Origin of the sequence: Sorangium sp. So ce693, from assembly GCF_051521375.1 — a bacterium.
GTDB classification, from domain to species: Bacteria; Myxococcota_A; Polyangia; order Polyangiales; family Polyangiaceae; genus Sorangium; species Sorangium atrum.
The window spans coordinates 1,879,466-1,895,733 of the sequence record NZ_CP150347.1; the positions used below are offsets into that span (position 1 = coordinate 1,879,466).

Here is a 16,268-nt window from a genome sequence, read left to right on the forward strand (position 1 = left end):
TGCCCAAAGGAGACATGTAGATGAGAAAGATGCGTTGGGTCGTGCTCTTGCTGTGCTTTCTCGCGGTCGCCGTCAACTACATCGATCGCGCCAATCTGGCGGTCGCGGCGCCGCAGATCGAGAAGGAGCTCGGGATCGGCCCCGCCCAGATGGGGTTCATCATGAGCGGCTTTTTCTGGACCTACGCGCTCATGCAGATGCCGTTCGGCTGGTTCGTCGACCGTGTGGGCGCGCGCATCGCGCTGCCGATCGCCGTCGGCTGGTGGTCGCTGTTCACCGCGGCGACCGCCGGCGTGTCGAGCGTCGCGGCCATGTTCGGCTGCCGATTGCTGCTCGGCGTGGGCGAAGCCGGCGCCTACCCGGCCTGCGCCAAGCTCGTGAGCCAATGGTTCAAGCCGCGCGAGCGCGCGCTCGCGACGGGCATCTTCGACAGCGGTGCGCGCGTCGGCTCGGCGCTGTCGATTCCCCTCGTCGCGCTCATCATCGACTCGCTCGGATGGAAGGCGGCCTTCATCATCACGGGCCTGTTCGGTGCGGTGTGGATCCTCGGCTGGGTCGTCATCTACCGCAGCCCCGCGCATGGCGACATGACGGGCGCGCAGGACGTCGTCCACGCAGCGCCCGCCGAGGACGCGCAGAACAACGTGACGTGGGCGTCGCTCTTCCGCCACCGCACGCTCTGGGGCATGATGCTCGGCTTCTTCTGCCTCAATTTCACCAACTACTTCTTCATCACGTGGTTCCCGAGCTACCTCGTGCAGACGCGCGGCTTCTCGCTCAAGTCGCTCGGCACGTTCGGCATGATCCCCGCGCTGATGGCGATTCCGGGCGGCTGGATCGGCGGCTTCGTCTCCGACGCGCTCTATCGCCGTGGCTGGAGCCTCACCGCCGCGCGCAAGACCTGCATGGTCGGCGGCATGCTGGTGTCGTCGACGATCACGCTGTCGGCGTTGACCTCCAACATCTATCTGATGCTCGCCTGCTTCGGCATATCCTACGCGAGCCTTGCGTTCGCCGGCGCCAGCGTCTGGTCCCTTCCCGGCGACGTCGCGCCCACGCCGCGCCACGTGGCTTCGATCAGCGGCATCCAGAACTTTGCGTCGAACCTGGCCGGCATCGTCATCACGACGTTCACCGGGGTGATGGTCTCGCTGACCCAAGGATCGTTCACGATCCCGCTCGTCGTGGCGGGCGGCTTCTGCCTGCTCGGCGCGTTCAGCTACCTCGTCATCGTCGGCAAGATCGAGCCGCTCCAGGTCAGGTCGGCACCGATCGCCGCGAGGTACCCCAGCCTGGATATTGACCGAGATAGTTCGCCTACTAGCGCAGGATGAGGTCGTCCATCCGGTTCGGTAACCGGAGGAGGCTAGAGCGACAAGCGGGTTGAATCCGCACGCAAACAGCGAGAAATCGAGACGCCAAAAGACGCCAAGGTTTTATTGTTTTCTTGGCGCCTCTTGGCGTCTTGGCGGCTCATTCCTCTGGTTTTCAAGCTGATCGGTTTTCTAGGCGGGCCGTTCGACGTGCGGCGGAACGAGGCCGAGCCTGGCCTCCGACAGGCGTCGTAGGCTCAAAGGGTGACGCCCCGCTTCCAAAGTGCGATCTCGCGCTCGCCGTTCTCCTCGGCGCGGGTTGGACGGCCGGAGGCGGTGGCCAACACCAGGTCCATCAGGGCGTCGGCGGCCGCGTCCATGGATTCGCCCGAGGCGATGCGGCCGGCGTCGAAGTCGATCCAGCGCTGCTTGCGCTGGGCCAGGCTGGAGTTGGTGGCGAGCTTGAGGGTCGGCGCGGGGAAACCGAGGGGCGTGCCCCGGCCGGTGGTGAAGAGGATGACCGTCGCGCCGGCGGCTGCGAGCGCTGTGGACGAGACCGCGTCGTTGCCGGGGGCCTCCAGCAGAGCCACGCCAGGCGTGCCGCGGATCTGCCCGCCATAGTGGACCACCTCGGTCACCGGGGCGCGGCCGGCCTTCTGCACCGCGCCCAGGGACTTCTCCTCCAGCGTCGTGATGCCGCCGGCGATGTTGCCGGGCGAGGGGTTCTCCGACACCGGCTCGCCGTGGGCGATGAAGTAGCTCTTGAAGTTGTTCACCACGCCGACGATGCCCTCATAGACCGCCTCGCTCTCGGCGCGGGTCATGAGCAGGCGCTCGGCGCCGAAGATCTCCGGGATCTCGGTCAGGATGGCCGAGCCACCGGCGGCGCAGACCTTGTCGGCGATGCGACCCACAAGCGGGTTGGCGGTCAGCCCCGAGAAGCCGTCCGAGCCGCCGCACTTGAGGCCGATCACCAGGTCGGAGACGGGGCAGGGCTCGCGGCGGTCCTGCTCGACGATCCTCACGAGTTCCTCCACGGCCTCGAGGCCCGCCTCGAGCTCGTCCTCGGCCGTCTGGGCGGTGAAGGACCGCAGGCGATCGGGATCGAGGTGCGGGGCGCTCTCGAGGAGCGGGCCGAGCTGGTTGTTCTCGCAGCCCAGGCCGATGATCAGCACTCCGCCCGCGTTCGGGTGGCCGGCCAGGGCCACGGTCACCCGGCGGGTGGCATCGAGGTCGCCCCCCAGCTGGGAGCAGCCGAAGGGGTGGGTGAGGGCATAGACCCCGTCCACCCGGCCCTTGAAGCGTCTGTCCGCCTCGGCGGCCACCTTCTGGGCGGTGCGCGCGACGCAGCCCACCGTCGATAGGATCCAGATCTCGTTGCGGGTCCCCACCCGCCCGTCCTTCCGCCGGTAGCCCATGAAGGTGCGGTCTTCGGTGGCGGGAAGGGGATCAGGGGTCGTGGGCTCGTAGGTGTAGGTGTCGAGGCCGGAGAGCGCGGTGGCCAGGTTGTGCGTGTGCACGTGATCGCCCGGCTTTATGTCCACTGTCGCCCGCCCGATTGGCCAGCCGTACTTCCGCACCAGCTCGCCAGCGGCCATCGCGCGCAGCGCCACCTTGTGTCCGGCCGGGATGTCGGCGCGGGCGGTGATCGCGTCGGCCACCGAATCGCCGGCGGCCAGGCCGCGCACGGCGACGGCCACATCATCTCGGGGATCGATCTGCAACAGGGAGGCTGCCAAGCTCATTTCATCGATGGTAACCGGCGTCGTTTGGCGCGGCAAGCTGGAGGGCAACCTCAGGTCGCTGCTCGAACGCGCCGAGCCCGGCACGTACCGCGCGCCGCCCGTGCGGCGGGTCCACATCCCGAAGGGGACCGACAGGGATATGCGCGCAGTAGCGCGGATCCTCGGCGCGATCTACGAGCAGGACTTCACTCCTCGCAGCCGATCCGCTCGTCGTCCAGCGCGACGTCGTCGATCCACGCGGTGAACCCCGGCGGCGCGCTCTGGTAGTTGTTCCACCCGACCCGGACCTCGCTGAACGCGTCCGGGATCTCCGAGCCCGAGTAGTTGCCCGGCCCGTTCGCGATGCTGATCTGGTCGAGGAGCTCGCCGTCCAGGTAGAAGTCGTAGCGCTGCGTTGGACCGTCGATGTGCCACTCGACGCAGTGCCACTGGTCCTCATAGTACCAGCGGTACGCGCTCCCCTTGCCGAACTCCGCTCCCGCGGGCTGCACGTTGTAGAGGTACTGGATGTGCGACCCGTTGCCGTCATTGTCCCAGCCGTCCTTGTCTTCCTTCACCGTGTCCACGACGCGGACCTCCTGGGCGCCCGTCGTGGGGCCGTTGCCGTACAGCGCGACGAGCGTCGAATGGACGAACGCGTCAGGCACCGGCCGCTGCACCCGGTAGCGGATACGGCCCCAGTGCCCGCTCCCGAGCTGAGAAGCGTCGTGATAGATGCGCCGCTCCCCGTTCGCGACGGGGCCCATCTTCAGCGCGTGCTTGCCGTGCGCGGCCTGATCGTCGGCGACCGCGACCGGCTCACCATGCTTGGTCCAGCCCTGCGGAACGCCGCCCACGTCGGTGTCCTCGAAATCCTCGCAGAGGATGTACCTGCCGGACGCGCAGCCCGTCAGGGAGGTCTCGCCGCCGCCCGAGCCGGCTTGCCCGTCACCGCCCGAGCCGGTTTGCCCGCCGCCGCCCGAGCCGGTTTGCCCGCCGCTGCCCGAGCCGGTTTGCCCGCCGCCGCTCGACGAGCTGCTCGTGAGGCCCCCGCCGTGGCCGCCAGCCCCGCCGCTGCCGGTCGTACCGGTGCTGGTCGCGCCACCGCTTCCGTCGCCTCCACCGGAGCTCGAGTCCGAGGAGGTTGAATTGCAGCCCACGTGGAATGCAATGAGGGCCAAGGTAAGGCTCACAGCGTGAACACGATGCATGATGGACCTCCGGCTCTCCGAGAGCCAAGCAAGCGGACCAACCTTGATACGTTTGTCATGGGGGTGATGTCAAGACCCCCTCGGCGCGCGCAGAGCGCTCGATAAGGATGTTCTGTCAGCCCAGGGCAGTTCCCGCAGTTGGGTCGTGAGAGCAGCGTGGACTCAATGACCACAAGCGCGGGCGCCGTGCTTTTCTCGATGAATTTGAAATTTCGCCATGCACGAGGGCGCGGAGCTGTAGACAGGCCACGCCTGGTCGCCCGGCTCGGGCGCTCCGCTCTCGGGAGCACCGGTGTACGACCCGAGCGAATCGCCCCGGAGGTTCGCTTGTCGGTCAAGCCTTCAAGAACGCGTCGCAGTCTCCGCCGTAGCCCTCGCCGACGCTGCTCACCGGGACATCCATCGCGTGGCAGAGCGTGGCGAGCAGCTTGTTGTGCGGCATGCTCCCCAGCTTGACCTTCCGCCCGGTCTTGAAGAACCCCCCGCAGCTCCCGACGAGCAGGAACGGGATGTTGTCTACGGCGTGGTAGTTCCCCTCGTTCATGTCGTTGGCGACGACGACGACGCTGTTGTCGAGCGCGCTCCCGTCCCCCTCGGAGGAGTCGGCGAGCTGCGCCACGAGCGTGGCGACCTGCTCGTAGAACCACCGATCGATCGCCGTCTTCTGGGTCGCGTTGTTCGCGCCCTCGTGGGCGATGGCGTGGTAGTCGGGGCTGCCGATGCCGAGCCACGGGAACGTGAGGCTGTTGCCCCCGCCGTCGTCGATGAGATCGAGGGTGACCGTCCGGGCCAGGTCGCACTTCACGGCTGCCGCGGCCAGCTTCATCATCAGGTCGACGTGCTTCGGATAGTCGTTGATGTTATCGTAGTTGAGCCCCCCCTCGCCGATCGCGGGCGGCGTGCACGCGCGCTGCGAGGCCGCCGCCTCGAGGTCCAGCTCCAGCGCGCGGATCGAGTCCAGGTGCGCCTGCACCTTCAGCCGGTCCTCCGTCCCGAGGCGCTGGCCGAAGCGCTCGAGGTCGGTCCCCACCAGATCGAGGACGCTCTGCCTGCGCTTGCGCAGCTTGTCGATCTGGGCTGCCGGCAGGCTCGCCCCTCCGAAGAGCCTGTTGAAGAGGCGGTAGGGATCCGTCTCGGCGTTGTTCTTCTGATTCCGCCCCGCCCAGCTCGTCGAGAAGCCATAGGGGCGGCAGCCGAGGTTGAGCTGCGGCGAACTCACCCCCTTGCTCCTGAGATCGTCTCCGATGATCTGATCGATCGACGGCGCGACGCCGTCGCTGACCCCGGGGGCGGGGCTCACGCCGGTGAAGAGCGCGCCATAGCTGAAGTGCCCGTCGTACGTCCGGTTCGCGTCCAGCATCACCTTCAGGTCGACCCCCTGGGGGATCAGCACCTTGGACTTCCAGCTCTCGAGCGGCTCCAGGATGGTCGGGAGGCGCGCCGCGTTCAGGTCGTCGTTGCCCGGCAGCCAGTTCTGCTGGAAGATGCCGTTGGTCCAGGTCACGGCGATCATGCGCTTCGGGAACGCGCTCGGCGCCGCCGTGGCCGCGCGCTCGGCGTGCAGCAGCGGCAGCATGGCCGCCCCCACGCCCAGCGCCTGGAGCAGTGCTCGTCGTGAGAATCGCGCCTGGTTCATTGCAGCACCTCTCCTTCCATGATCGCTCGGAAGCGGAACGTACGTGAGCTCACCAGCGCCACCATCAGCTCGCGGATGTCCTGATCAGCGCCCTCGAAGGCATCCACCACCGACTCGAACGAGGCCTTGTCGTCCCCCGTCTCGCCTCGACCGAGCGCATAGCGCAGCCATTGCTTGGCGAAGCAGCTGTGGACCGTCTCGCTCGAGGCGAGCACCTGGCTGAGCCCGCGCGCGTCGGCCACGGCGTGGACCTGGCCGTCCAGCTCGACGGTGCTCGTCGCGTCGACCGGCTCTCCGTTGTCCATGGTCCGGAAGCGTCCGATGCCGTCGTAGTTCTCGAACGGGAAGCCGAGCGGATCCAGGCGCGCATGGCAGCCCTTCGCGCACGCCAGCTGGGAGTGCTCCGCGAAGCGCTCTCGCGTGGTACCTCCCTCATCTGGCTTCTTCGGCTCCGGGATGTCGTTTGGCGGCGGCGGGAGCGTCTGACACAGGATCTGGTTAAGGATGGCTTTCCCTCGCCTGACCGGGTGCGAGCCGTCGGCCGCGCCGGTCACGGTCAGGAACGCAGGCGAGGTCAAGATGCCTGACCGCTGGGCCGGGTCGAGCGACACGGGCTGCATCTCCTCGCCCTTCGGCCCGCTCACTCCATAAACTGCGGCGAGCGGCTCGTTCGCGAACGAGCTCGTCCCGGTCAGCACCTCCTCGAAGCGCCCGGTGCCATCAAGGACGACCCCGGCGACGAAGCGCCGCACCTCCTCCGACATCGCCCGCTTCAGCGCATCGTCGAACTCGGGGTAGACGTCGGCGTCCTTCGGCTTGCGAGCGGCCGCCGAGAGGTCGAGCCAGTCCTCGAAGAAGTCGGCCACGGCGTCGCGCGATCTCGGATCGCCTAGCATCCGGCGCGCCTCTCGGGCCACGTCCTCCGTGCTCGCCAGCCGATCCGCGGCCGCGGCGTCGAACAGCGCCTGGTCAGGCATCGTCCCCCAGAGGAAGTACGAGAGGCGGCTGGCGAGCGCATAGCCGTCCAGCTTCACCGTCTTCCCCTCGACGATCGCTGGCTCCTGTCCGTTCTCCCAGTGGTAGAGGAACCCCCGCGACTGCAGCATCGCCTCGACGAGGAGGATGATCGCGCCGTTGAAGTCGAGCTCGATCTCCGTTCGCCCGGTCTGATAGAGGCGCATCAGCCCGTCCACCTCGTCGGCGGAGAGGGGGCGCCGGTACGCCTGCAGGCCGAACTCCGTCACGAACTGCCGGGCACATGCTTCTTCTCCGGCGCTTTGCGCGTCGCATGGCACGAGCGCGCTCAGGCGTGATGCCGCGTTCGCGGCGAGCTTCTCGGCTGCGTCGCGGAACAGCTCGGCGTTCAGCTTGTCGACCGGGCCGGGCAGATGGTAGCCGAGGACCGGATCGTCATTCTCCATGGGCACATCGTTGAGGTGCAGCGTGGTGTCTCCGAGCAGATCCCGGACGGTGTTGAGGTACTCGCGCCCGCTGAGCCGGCGGAGCACCTTGACGCCCGCCGAGGTGGGATCCGCCGGGGTCCCGTCGAAGCTCGGGTCAGGAGCCACGGAGCCGCCAGGCCGCTCCTCGGCGTCGCCCGGGCCGCCAGGCCGCTCCTCGGCGTCGCCCGGGCCGCCGAGCACCCCGGTGCATGAGGCGGCTGCGAGCGCGCAAAGGACGAGCCCTGCGCAAGTCCGCAAGATAAGTCTCATCGTGTTCATCTCCTCGTGTCGTGTGAACGCATCCGCTCCGCGAACGCACCCCTGCAACGACGCGGGCGCCTCGAGAGAGAAAGACGCAGGTTCGACGTCTCGCGACGGCAGCGTCGCGGGGATGGTCAGGCGACCAGCAGGTCGGCCGTCGCAGGGAGCATCTGGCAGTAGCGGCTCGCCCCCGAAGCGGCTCACCCTCCAGTCGATTCGCACTCCATGACAAATTTCTGGTCAAACGCGCGCTGCGAGGCGACGCAGGAAGATCGGATATGCTGCAGCGCAGCACGCTGCGCCGCGTCACCGCCGGGTGCCTCAGGACACCGAAGCTCGGAACCGGGGATTGGCCGGGATCGGGACAGGACCGGCGGGCCCGCCGTGCCCCTCGGCGCCGCTTCTCTGTCCTGCTACGGAGAGGGCCTGACCATGAAGCGGTCGAACACGCTGCCCCCGCACCGGGTTACCACCGCGATGCCGGCTTCTGCCGCGAGGCCCCCCGGCCGCGCGGCGCCCCGCCGCCTGGCCGCCCTCGCGCTGCTGGGGCTCGCGGCCTGCGAGGCAGGGCCGCTCGACGCCATCGAGCTGGCCCCCACGACGCTGACCCAGGGCATGGTCGCGCACTGGACGTTCGACGAGGGAGAGGGCACGGTCGTGCGCGATTCCTCTGGCAACATGCGCGACGGAGCGCTGACCGGAGGAACGTGGGTGCAAGACGGTCGGTTCGGCAAGGCGATGCACCTCGGCGAGGGCGAGTTCATGGCGGTCGACGGCTTCCCGAACGCCACCGCGAGCTGGAGCGTCTCGGCGTGGGTGCGCCTGACGAGCGACGAGCCCGCGCCCGACGTCCTGGCGACCGTGGTCAGCACGGAGAACATCGGCGGATGGGAGATCAACATCGACTACGCGCAGTCGCCGCCGGGCATGCACTTCGGGTTCTGGAAAGGGCCGGAGACCAGCGATTATCAATTCCTCATCTGCTTCTGCATGGAGCCTCGCCGGTGGACGCACGCCGCCGCGGTCGTCGACGGCGAGGCGCTCACCATGTCCCTCTACCTCGACGGGCAGCTCGACCAGGCGGCGCCGATCGACGTGACGATAGCGCCCGGCTCCGACACCCTTTATGTCGGTCGATGGATGGGCGCGAGTCGGTTCCTCTTTGCGGACGTCGATGACATCGTCATCCACAGCCGGGCGCTCGTCCCGGCAGAGGTCGCCGAGCTCTCGCAGCGCTCTCCGCCGGATCCCCGATGAGCAGGCTCGCCTGCGGCGCTCCTCTCCTCACGGATAGATGTCGAGCCCCCGCACGAGCTCGATCTCGGCGCCCAGACCGGCGTCCGCCGAGAACGACCACCGGGCGCTGTGGACACCCCGGTACGGCCACGCCGCCTCGCCGTCGACCGACACGTGCAGCGCCCCCGCGCCGGCCGAGAGCATCGGGCGAACGCGCAGCTCGGGCTCGCGAGGAGCGCGCCCCCCAGCTCGACCCCCCGGGCCCGACCGGCGAGCCTTGATCCTGGGAAGCCGGTACGTGACCGAGGGCGTCGTCCACATCGCGTTCACCTCGCGCCGCGGCTTACCGCCCGCGGTCCGGGCGCCGATCGAGCACCTCGCGAGCCACATCCATGACGACGTGATGAAGCGAACCACGGTCTTCGCTCGACAGATGCCTCAGAAGGTGGGCATCACGTGGCCCGGCACGCCCGAGATCCCCGAGGAGCCTGCATAACGTGCCAACCCCTTTTCAGCGGCAACTCATCTCCCCAAATGAAGGCGCGAGCTCCCACCGAATCAACCCACCTCGACGCAGCGCGGCCGCGGCGGCGGTAGCGTAAGCGGGAACGGGCGCGGGAATGCTTGGGCCCTGAAGACATCAGAGCTCTGCGTGTGGCTGCGTCTTGCCTGCCGGCCTTGAAAACCAATTGACGCGCGACAAGCTCGGGAGTACGGCAAGCCCACCATGCCGTCTGTCCACCTGACGCGCCATCTCTACACCTTCTTCCCGCACCTCGAAGGCCAACACCTCGTCGTCGAGGCGTCGACAGCAGGTGAGGTCGTGGCGGCCCTGGAGAGGCTCGCGCCCGGCATCGGCTTCTACATCTGCGACGAGCGCGGCCGCTTGCGGACGCACGTCAACATCTTCGTCGGCAAGCAGATGATCCGCGACCGTAAGGGACTCACCGACGCGGTCGCTGCCGACGACGAGGTCCACATTCTGCAAGCGTTGAGCGGAGGGTAAAATGGCAAGCCGTATTCTGGTAGGCACGCGAAAAGGCACGTTCATCGTCGAAAAGCAGAACGGCTCGTGGAAGCCGCGCCTCGCGGGCCACGCCGGCGGCGGCGTCAACTATGTCGCGCGCGATCCCTACACGGGCAAGCTCTGGGCGCTGCTCGGCTTCGGCCATTGGGGGGCCAAGCTGTCCGTCTCGACGGATGAGGGCGAGACCTGGAATGACAACCCCGCCCAGATCAAATATCCCGAGGGCGCTCGCTACATCGGCCAGGACATGTACGAAGACGCCGGCAGCGAGTTCGGCGTCGGCATGAAGATCGTCACGCGCCCGGCCACGGTACAGAAGCTCTGGATCATCGGCTTCGGCCCGGGGGGCGCGGTCTACGTGGGCACCATTCCGGGTGGCTTGTTCGTCAGCCGCGACGGCGGCGGCTCCTTCGAGCTCAACCGGCCGCTCTGGAACCACGAATCACGCGGCGGCGACCTGTTCACAGGCGAGGGCAAAGGCGAGACGAAATGGTTTGGCACGCCGGCCTCCGAGGGGGGCGAGTTCGCCCCGGGCATTCACTCCATCGTGGTGGACCCGCGTAACCCGAAGCGAATCCTCGTCGCCGTGTCCACGGCGGGCGTCATCGAAACAGCGGACGGTGGAGAGACCTGGCAACCGCGCAACAGGGGCATGCGGCTCGATCACACGCCCGAGCCAGACGCCGAGTGGGGCCACGATACGCATTACATCGAGCAATGCGAGGGCGATCCCGACCATATCTGGCAGCAGAATCACGTTGGGATCTACTACAGCAGCGACGGCGCAAAGAGCTGGCGCAAGGTGAGCCGTCCAGAGCAAGGCGTGCATTTCGGCTTTCCCATTACAGCGGACGCGAGGGACGGACGCACGGCGTGGGTCGTCCCCGGCAAGTCGGACATGCAGCGAATCACCGTCGACGGCGCGCTCTTCGTGGCTCGCACGAAGGACGGCGGTGAGACCTGGGAGCAGCTCCGCCGCGGTTTGCCCCAGGAGCAAGCCTACGACGTCATCTACCGCCACGCGCTCGCCAACAAGGACGGCGCTGTGGCATTCGGCACCACCACGGGCAATCTCTACGTGAGCGATGACGGCGGAGAGGGTTGGACGACCGTCGCCAATAACCTGCCGCCGATCTATTCAGTACGTATGGCGTGATAGGTCGGTTGGCCGGGATAATCGGTATACAAATCAGGATCGCGGCGGCTCGTTCAACCGAGCCTGCCGCGCGCGGCTACCAGACAGCGCACGTCTTGGTCGGCCGCATCGGCGTGCCCGGCGCGCACTTGAAGGCGTCGCCGAACTCCGGGAGGTTCGCGAGCGGCCCGTTCACGCGGAACCGCGGCGGGGAGTGCGGGTTCACCTGGACCATCAGCCGGAGCGCCTCGTCGCGCAGCTTGCCGCACCAGGACTGCCCGTGCGCCAGGAAGAACTGCTGATCTTCTGTGAAGCCGCTCGCGACCGTCTGCTCCGCCGCGCCCTTGCGCATCGCGCGGTACGCCATGAAGGCGAGCTTCACGCCGCCGAGATCCGCGATGTTCTCGCCCAGCGTCAGCTTGCCGTTCAGCTTCAGCCCCGGCAGCGCCTCGAAGGCCGAGTACTGCGCCTCGACGCAGGCGGTCTTCTCCCTGAACGCCACCCCGACCTCCTTCGACCACCAGTCCTCCAGGTTGCCCTTCTGGTCGAACTGGGAGCCCTCGTCGTCGAACCCGTGAGTGAGCTCGTGCCCGACCACCATGCCGATGCCGCCGAGGTTCACCGCCGCGGCCGAGCTCACGCTGTAGAACGGCGGCTGCAGGATGCCGGCCGGGAAGACCATGTGGTTGCGCTGCGGGTCGTAATACGCGTTCACGGTCGGCGGGCTCATCTGCCACTCGTCGCGATCGAGCGGCTTGTCGATCTTCCCGAGGTCCCACTGCGTGTGGAAGGCGCGCGCGGCGAGCGCGTTCTTCGCGTATGATCTCGGATCGACCTCGAAATCGTAGGTCCTCCACTTGTCGGGATAGCCGATGAGGTACGCCATCGCGGAGAGCTTGGCGAGCGCGCGCTGCCGCGTGCCCTCATCCATCCAGTCGAGCGCCCGGACGTTGCGCGCGAACGCGTCGCTGATCTGGTGCACCATCGCCTCGGCCGCAGGCTTGCTGGCGCCGGGGAAGCTCGTCTTGACGAACGGCTGCGCGAGCAGCTCGCCGAGCGCGTTGTCGGTCGCGTCCACGCAGCGCTTCCAGCGCGGCCGCACCTCCTTCTGCCCGGTGAGCGCGGCCTGCAGCGTGAAGCTCTCGTCGATGAACGCCTTGGGCAGCGCGGGCGCCATGGAGCGCACGACGTGCCACGAAAGGTAGCTCTGCCACGCGGCGGGCTTCACCGACGTGAGCAGCCGGGAGAGCCCCTCGAAGAACCGGACGGAGGTCACGTTGACCTCCTTGACGTCCTGGAGGCCGAGCCCCTGGAAATACGCGTCCCACGAGAACGCCGGCGCGGCTTTCGCGAGCGCCGCCCGGTCGAGCTTGTTGTAGAGGCCCGTCGGGTCCCGCCGCTCGACACGCGTCTTCGAGATCTTCGCGAGCTCTGTCTCGATCTGCATCACGTCGAGCGCCGCCGCCTTTGCCGCCGCCTCCTGCGCGCCGGCGAGCCGCATCATCCGCGCGACGTGCTCCTCGTAGGTCTTGCGGAGCGCCTTCGATTTGTCGTCCTCGCCCAGGTAGTAGTCGCGGTCTGGCAGGCCGAGCCCGTTCTGGTCGAGCTGCGCGATGACGCGCGTCGCGTCCTTCATGTCCTGCGCGGATTCGATGTCGAACAGCGCCCAGATGCGGCGGCGGTGGAGCTCGGTGACGAGCGCCCCGAGGCCCTTCGGGTCGCGCACCCGCCGCGCCTTCGCGAGCAGGTCTGCGATGGGCTTCGCGCCGGCGGCCTCGACCGCGGGCTCGTCCATGCACGCGCCGTAGTAGGCGCCTATCTTCTTGGTCACCGGATCCCGGTCGCCGGCGCTCGCGGCGTCCTCGAGGATGCGCCGGAGCTCTGCCTCGTTGCGCTTCTCGATCTCGTTGAAGCTCCGCATCCAGGAGGCCTCGTCCCCCGGGATCTCGGTCTTCGCGAGCCATCCGCCGCACGCGAACTGATAGAAGTCCTCGCAGGGGTTCGCCGATCGGTCGAGCGCGGCCTCGTCGAGCCCGACGCTCTCGAGCTTCGTCTCGACGACGGGGAGGCCCTGCGGCGCCGGCGGCATCAGCGCCTTCACGGTGGGGGGCGGGGGCGCCGGCGGCGGGCTCGCGGCGGGTCCGCAGGCCGCCAGCGCGGAGAGGGCCACGGTGAGCGCGAGGGGAGCGGCAGGCTGTCGGTGCGTGCGCATACAGCGCTCTACCACAGACACGCCGGGCGCGGACCGGCCGCAGCGGGATCCCGCGCGGTCTCGCCCGCATCCGCCCGGAGCGGGGCCGGCCTCACTCCCGGTCGAGCTTGCCCATCAGGCTCAGGGTGAAATAGGCCCCCATGTACTTGAGGTGCGGGCGCACCTCGAGGTGGACCCGGTACCAACCTGCGCTCCCCTCGACCTCGGTCACCGTGGTGCGCCCCTTGCGGAGCGGCCTGCGCGAGCGCACGGCGGGCGACACGACATCCATGTCCGCGACATACTGGCTGAGCCAGCCGTTCAGCTCGCGCTCGAGGTCGCCGCGCTCCTTCCAGGTGCCGATCTGCTCGCGCTGCATGATCTTGAGGTAGTGGGCGAGCCGGCTGACGAGGAAGACATAAGGCAGCTGTGTGCCGAGCCGGTAGTTGACCTCGGCGGCGCGCCCCTCCTCGCTCTGGCCGAAGTACTTGGGCTTTTGCGCCGAGTTCGCGGAGAAGAAGCAGGCGTTGTCCGTGTCCTTGCGGAACGTGAGCCCGATGAAGCCCTCCTCGCTGAGCTCGAACTCGCGGCGCTCGGTCAGCATGATCTCGGTCGGGATCTTCGTCTGAATGGCGCCGAGCGCCTCGTACTCGTGGAGCGTGAGCCCCTCGACCGTGCCGCCTGATTGCGGCCCGATGATGTGCAGGCACCAGCGGTGGCGCGCGAAGCTCTCGGCGAGCCGCGTCGCCATCGCGTAGGTGGGCGCCCCCCAGCAGTACGCCGCGTGGTTGCCGACGACGTCCTCCTCGTAGGAGAACGCCCGGATGGGGGCGGTGCTCGCCCCGTAGGGCAGGCGCAGGAGGAAGCGGGGGAGGAGCAGGCCGACGTAGCGCGCGTCCTCGGACTCGCGGAACGCTGTGTACTTCACGTACTGCGGCCCCTCGAAGAGCGCCTTGATGTCGCCGAGGTGCGGCACCTTCCGGTAGTCCTTGAGCCCGAAGAACTGCGGGCCCGCGACGGCCAGGAAGGGCGCGTGCGCCATCGTCGCCACCGCGGCGCATTTCTGGAGGAGCGCGATGTCCTGGGGCACGGGGCCGAACTCGTAGTTCGAGATGACGGCGCCGAACGGCTTGCCGCCGAAATTGCCGAACTCCGACGAATAGACGATCTTGTAGAGGCCGCTCCTCACGACCTCGGACGAGTCCTCGAAATCGGCGAGCAGGTCGTCCTTCGAACAGTTGAGGATCTCGACACGGATGTTCTCCCGGAAGTCGATGTGATCGATGGCGAACTTCAGGCCGCGCCACGCGGCCTCGAGGCGCTGGAACACCGGGTGATGCAGGATCTCGTCGATCTGCCGCGACAGCCGCTGGTCGATCTCCGCGATCCACAGGTCGATGAGGGCGCTGTCCAGCGCCGCGCCGGCCTCCGGGCGGCGCGCCACCTTGCCGACGACCGCCTCCACGCCCCGCTTCACATCGTGGTAGGCGCCGCTCGTGGGGCCGACCCCCGTCTCCGCCAGGAGCTCCGCGAGGAGAGAGCCATTGCTCCCCGCCACCGGCTCTTCGTGCTGCCCCGCTTGCATGTCCAGAAATTTACCACGGTCGCTCGTCGGCTGGAAGCGACGGACACGCCGGCGCCCGCGCGCCGCGCCGCGCCGCCCCGGGCCCCTCCTGGGCGCGGCGGGGCGGCCTGGGGCGGCGCGGCGCGGTCACGAAATGCGCGCGCTCGGCGCGCCTCGGACGCCCGCGCGGAACGCTCCCTCAGCACGCGAGTCAGGTGTCGACCGGACATGAAAAGCGCATGGCGGTCGCGCGACTGCAGTGTTACAAATCACATGTGGGTGCACCCACGGAAGCCGGAGAAACAAGGGCTTTTCGTTCGAGTCTGCCCTCTCGCACTCCGGATCGGGCGCCGACGCCCCCGCGGCGACGCCCGTCCTGGTTGTAGCCGCGCGGCGCCAGCGCCCTGAACGGGCTCGGGACCGAGTGAAATGGGCAGTGCGAGCACGGAGGGACAGCGGACATCGCATGTCTCTATCTGTGTCTCCGTTTGCCCCGTGTCTGTGTGGGTCCAGATTCTCTGTCTTTACATCCGGCGCGCGTCCGTGCGTCGTCGGCGTCCGGCGCGCCTTCGCTCGCCGTAGGTCGTGGATTTCGAGGAGAGGAGTGGGGATGGAACGCCTCGGGCTCGGCATCATCATCGGTATAGGGCTCGCCAGCTTGACGAGGATCACCCGTCCGACCGTCAAGAGGGCCATGGCGCTCGGCTTCGTCGCCGCGGACAAGATCAGGGGCGCGCTCGGCGAGGGCAGGGAGAGGGTCGCCGACCTCGTCGCCGAGGTGAGGGAGGAGATGGCACGCCAGGAGCAGCGCGCCGGCTCGGGCGGCGCGCAAGGGTGGTCGCGCGCGGAGATGGAGCCGCCCGGGAGCTGACGCGTGGGGTGTTCTGGTGACCCGGCCTCGCAGGCCGGGAGGTGAGCCATGCCGAGCGATCGAGGGGTCGTCATCATCCACTGGGTTCCAGGGCGCGTGCGCCTCGCCGTCCCAGCGCTGCGCAGGGACCCGGCGAGGGCGGAGGAGATCGCGGAGCTGGCGCGCGCCTGCCCCAGCGTCGTCGACGCGCGGGCGAGCGCGTGGGCCGCGAGCCTCACGATCGAGCACGAGCCCGACGTCCCGCTCGAGGACGTCTTCTCCGAGCTCGCGCACATCCCCGAGCTCTCGGGCTGTAGCTGCCGCCCGATCGATGAGCTCACGCCCTCGCCCTGCGCGCAGCCCATCGAGCCGCCGAGCCCTGGCCGGACGGCGCGCTTCGTCGTCCAGGCCGCGGACAGGCTGAACGCGGCGTCCCAGGCCGTCCCGCCGGCGCACGTCGACCTCAAGCTCCTGCTCCCGGCGCTGCTGGTCGGGTCCGGGCTGCTCCAGGTGCTGACGCGGCGCTCCCCGGGCATGCCCCACTGGATCACGCTCGTGAAGTACGGGGTCGACTTCTTCGTGGTGCTGAACCACGGCCGCATTCAGAGCTTCTTCGCGAGCGTGGGCGCGAGCGGGAGCGCGAGCGTGGGCGCACCCACGGGCGGCGAGGCGGGGTGA

At 68.5% G+C, this 16,268-nt stretch carries 13 protein-coding genes and 1 pseudogene; 7 read left to right on the top strand and 7 right to left on the bottom strand.

Going from position 1 to position 16,268, the window contains the following annotated elements; translation table 11 throughout:
• Positions 1 to 20: 20 nt before the first annotated feature.
• The gene (locus WMF14_RS07100) at positions 21 to 1,334 is read left to right on the top strand and encodes an MFS transporter (RefSeq protein ID WP_437799465.1); all 1,314 of its coding nucleotides are present in this window, start codon (positions 21 to 23) and stop codon (positions 1,332 to 1,334) included.
• Positions 1,335 to 1,570: 236 nt separating this feature from the next.
• Here WMF14_RS07100 and WMF14_RS07105 read toward each other — a convergent pair whose 3' ends face one another.
• From WMF14_RS07105 to WMF14_RS07120, 4 genes are all read right to left on the bottom strand, one after another.
• Positions 1,571 to 3,058 carry a UxaA family hydrolase gene (locus tag WMF14_RS07105; RefSeq protein WP_437799467.1) on the bottom strand — a complete coding sequence of 496 codons (1,488 nt, stop codon included), beginning with the start codon at positions 3,056 to 3,058 and terminating at the stop codon, positions 1,571 to 1,573.
• Positions 3,059 to 3,243: 185 nt separating this feature from the next.
• Positions 3,244 to 4,218: a hypothetical protein gene (locus tag WMF14_RS07110; protein ID WP_437799469.1), complete on the bottom strand. Its 975-nt coding sequence runs from the start codon at positions 4,216 to 4,218 to the stop codon at positions 3,244 to 3,246.
• Between the two features lie 364 nt (positions 4,219 to 4,582).
• Positions 4,583 to 5,884, bottom strand: coding sequence for a DUF1552 domain-containing protein (locus WMF14_RS07115; RefSeq protein WP_437799472.1), 1,302 nt, complete (start codon positions 5,882 to 5,884; stop codon positions 4,583 to 4,585).
• Positions 5,881 to 7,596: a DUF1592 domain-containing protein gene (locus tag WMF14_RS07120; RefSeq protein ID WP_437799474.1), complete on the bottom strand. Its 1,716-nt coding sequence runs from the start codon at positions 7,594 to 7,596 to the stop codon at positions 5,881 to 5,883. The genes WMF14_RS07115 and WMF14_RS07120 overlap by 4 nt, the downstream gene beginning before the upstream one ends.
• A 423-nt stretch (positions 7,597 to 8,019) precedes the next feature.
• Between WMF14_RS07120 and WMF14_RS07125 the strand changes: the two genes are divergently transcribed.
• Complete coding sequence (locus WMF14_RS07125; RefSeq protein WP_437799476.1) at positions 8,020 to 8,844, top strand: LamG domain-containing protein; 825 nt, start codon at positions 8,020 to 8,022, stop codon at positions 8,842 to 8,844.
• 27 nt (positions 8,845 to 8,871) lie between these two features.
• On the opposite strand, the gene WMF14_RS07130 is transcribed toward WMF14_RS07125, so the two are convergent.
• Positions 8,872 to 9,027 carry a hypothetical protein gene (locus WMF14_RS07130; protein WP_437799478.1) on the bottom strand — a complete coding sequence of 52 codons (156 nt, stop codon included), beginning with the start codon at positions 9,025 to 9,027 and terminating at the stop codon, positions 8,872 to 8,874.
• A gap of 103 nt (positions 9,028 to 9,130) precedes the next feature.
• Between WMF14_RS07130 and WMF14_RS07135 the strand changes: the two are divergent.
• The 3 genes and pseudogenes from WMF14_RS07135 to WMF14_RS07145 form a co-directional block, all read left to right on the top strand.
• Positions 9,131 to 9,319: pseudogene (locus WMF14_RS07135) on the top strand (hypothetical protein); the annotation flags it as partial.
• Between the two features lie 231 nt (positions 9,320 to 9,550).
• The gene (locus tag WMF14_RS07140) at positions 9,551 to 9,829 is read left to right on the top strand and encodes a MoaD/ThiS family protein (RefSeq protein WP_272100930.1); all 279 of its coding nucleotides are present in this window, start codon (positions 9,551 to 9,553) and stop codon (positions 9,827 to 9,829) included.
• 1 nt (position 9,830) lies between these two features.
• Complete coding sequence (locus tag WMF14_RS07145; protein WP_437799480.1) at positions 9,831 to 11,006, top strand: WD40/YVTN/BNR-like repeat-containing protein; 1,176 nt, start codon at positions 9,831 to 9,833, stop codon at positions 11,004 to 11,006.
• Positions 11,007 to 11,082: 76 nt separating this feature from the next.
• Here WMF14_RS07145 and WMF14_RS07150 read toward each other — a convergent pair whose 3' ends face one another.
• Both WMF14_RS07150 and tssC read right to left on the bottom strand, forming a co-directional pair.
• Positions 11,083 to 13,197 carry a M13 family metallopeptidase gene (locus tag WMF14_RS07150; protein ID WP_437799482.1) on the bottom strand — a complete coding sequence of 705 codons (2,115 nt, stop codon included), beginning with the start codon at positions 13,195 to 13,197 and terminating at the stop codon, positions 11,083 to 11,085.
• A 91-nt stretch (positions 13,198 to 13,288) separates the two neighbouring features.
• A complete protein-coding gene (tssC, locus tag WMF14_RS07155; RefSeq protein WP_437799484.1) occupies positions 13,289 to 14,761 on the bottom strand; it encodes a type VI secretion system contractile sheath large subunit in 1,473 nt (490 codons plus the stop codon).
• Between the two features lie 589 nt (positions 14,762 to 15,350).
• Between tssC and WMF14_RS07160 the strand changes: the two genes are divergently transcribed.
• Both WMF14_RS07160 and WMF14_RS07165 read left to right on the top strand, forming a co-directional pair.
• A complete protein-coding gene (locus WMF14_RS07160; RefSeq protein ID WP_272100934.1) occupies positions 15,351 to 15,611 on the top strand; it encodes a hypothetical protein in 261 nt (86 codons plus the stop codon).
• Positions 15,612 to 15,659: 48 nt separating this feature from the next.
• Positions 15,660 to 16,268, top strand: a complete 609-nt coding sequence (locus tag WMF14_RS07165) for a hypothetical protein (RefSeq protein WP_272100935.1) — start codon at positions 15,660 to 15,662, stop codon at positions 16,266 to 16,268.

Bases quoted from the DNA above. Each gene is read 5' to 3' on its own strand.
- WMF14_RS07100 (WP_437799465.1), top strand. From the start codon at position 21: ATGAGAAAGATGCGTTGGGTCGTGCTCTTGCTGTGCTTTCTCGCGGTC.
- WMF14_RS07105 (WP_437799467.1), bottom strand. From the start codon at position 3,058: ATGAGCTTGGCAGCCTCCCTGTTGCAGATCGATCCCCGAGATGATGTG.
- WMF14_RS07115 (WP_437799472.1), bottom strand. From the start codon at position 5,884: ATGAACCAGGCGCGATTCTCACGACGAGCACTGCTCCAGGCGCTGGGC.
- WMF14_RS07120 (WP_437799474.1), bottom strand. From the start codon at position 7,596: ATGAGACTTATCTTGCGGACTTGCGCAGGGCTCGTCCTTTGCGCGCTC.
- WMF14_RS07125 (WP_437799476.1), top strand. From the start codon at position 8,020: ATGAAGCGGTCGAACACGCTGCCCCCGCACCGGGTTACCACCGCGATG.
- WMF14_RS07130 (WP_437799478.1), bottom strand. From the start codon at position 9,027: ATGCTCTCGGCCGGCGCGGGGGCGCTGCACGTGTCGGTCGACGGCGAG.
- WMF14_RS07140 (WP_272100930.1), top strand. From the start codon at position 9,551: ATGCCGTCTGTCCACCTGACGCGCCATCTCTACACCTTCTTCCCGCAC.
- WMF14_RS07145 (WP_437799480.1), top strand. From the start codon at position 9,831: ATGGCAAGCCGTATTCTGGTAGGCACGCGAAAAGGCACGTTCATCGTC.
- WMF14_RS07150 (WP_437799482.1), bottom strand. From the start codon at position 13,197: ATGCGCACGCACCGACAGCCTGCCGCTCCCCTCGCGCTCACCGTGGCC.
- tssC (WP_437799484.1), bottom strand. From the start codon at position 14,761: ATGCAAGCGGGGCAGCACGAAGAGCCGGTGGCGGGGAGCAATGGCTCT.
- WMF14_RS07160 (WP_272100934.1), top strand. From the start codon at position 15,351: ATGGAACGCCTCGGGCTCGGCATCATCATCGGTATAGGGCTCGCCAGC.
- WMF14_RS07165 (WP_272100935.1), top strand. From the start codon at position 15,660: ATGCCGAGCGATCGAGGGGTCGTCATCATCCACTGGGTTCCAGGGCGC.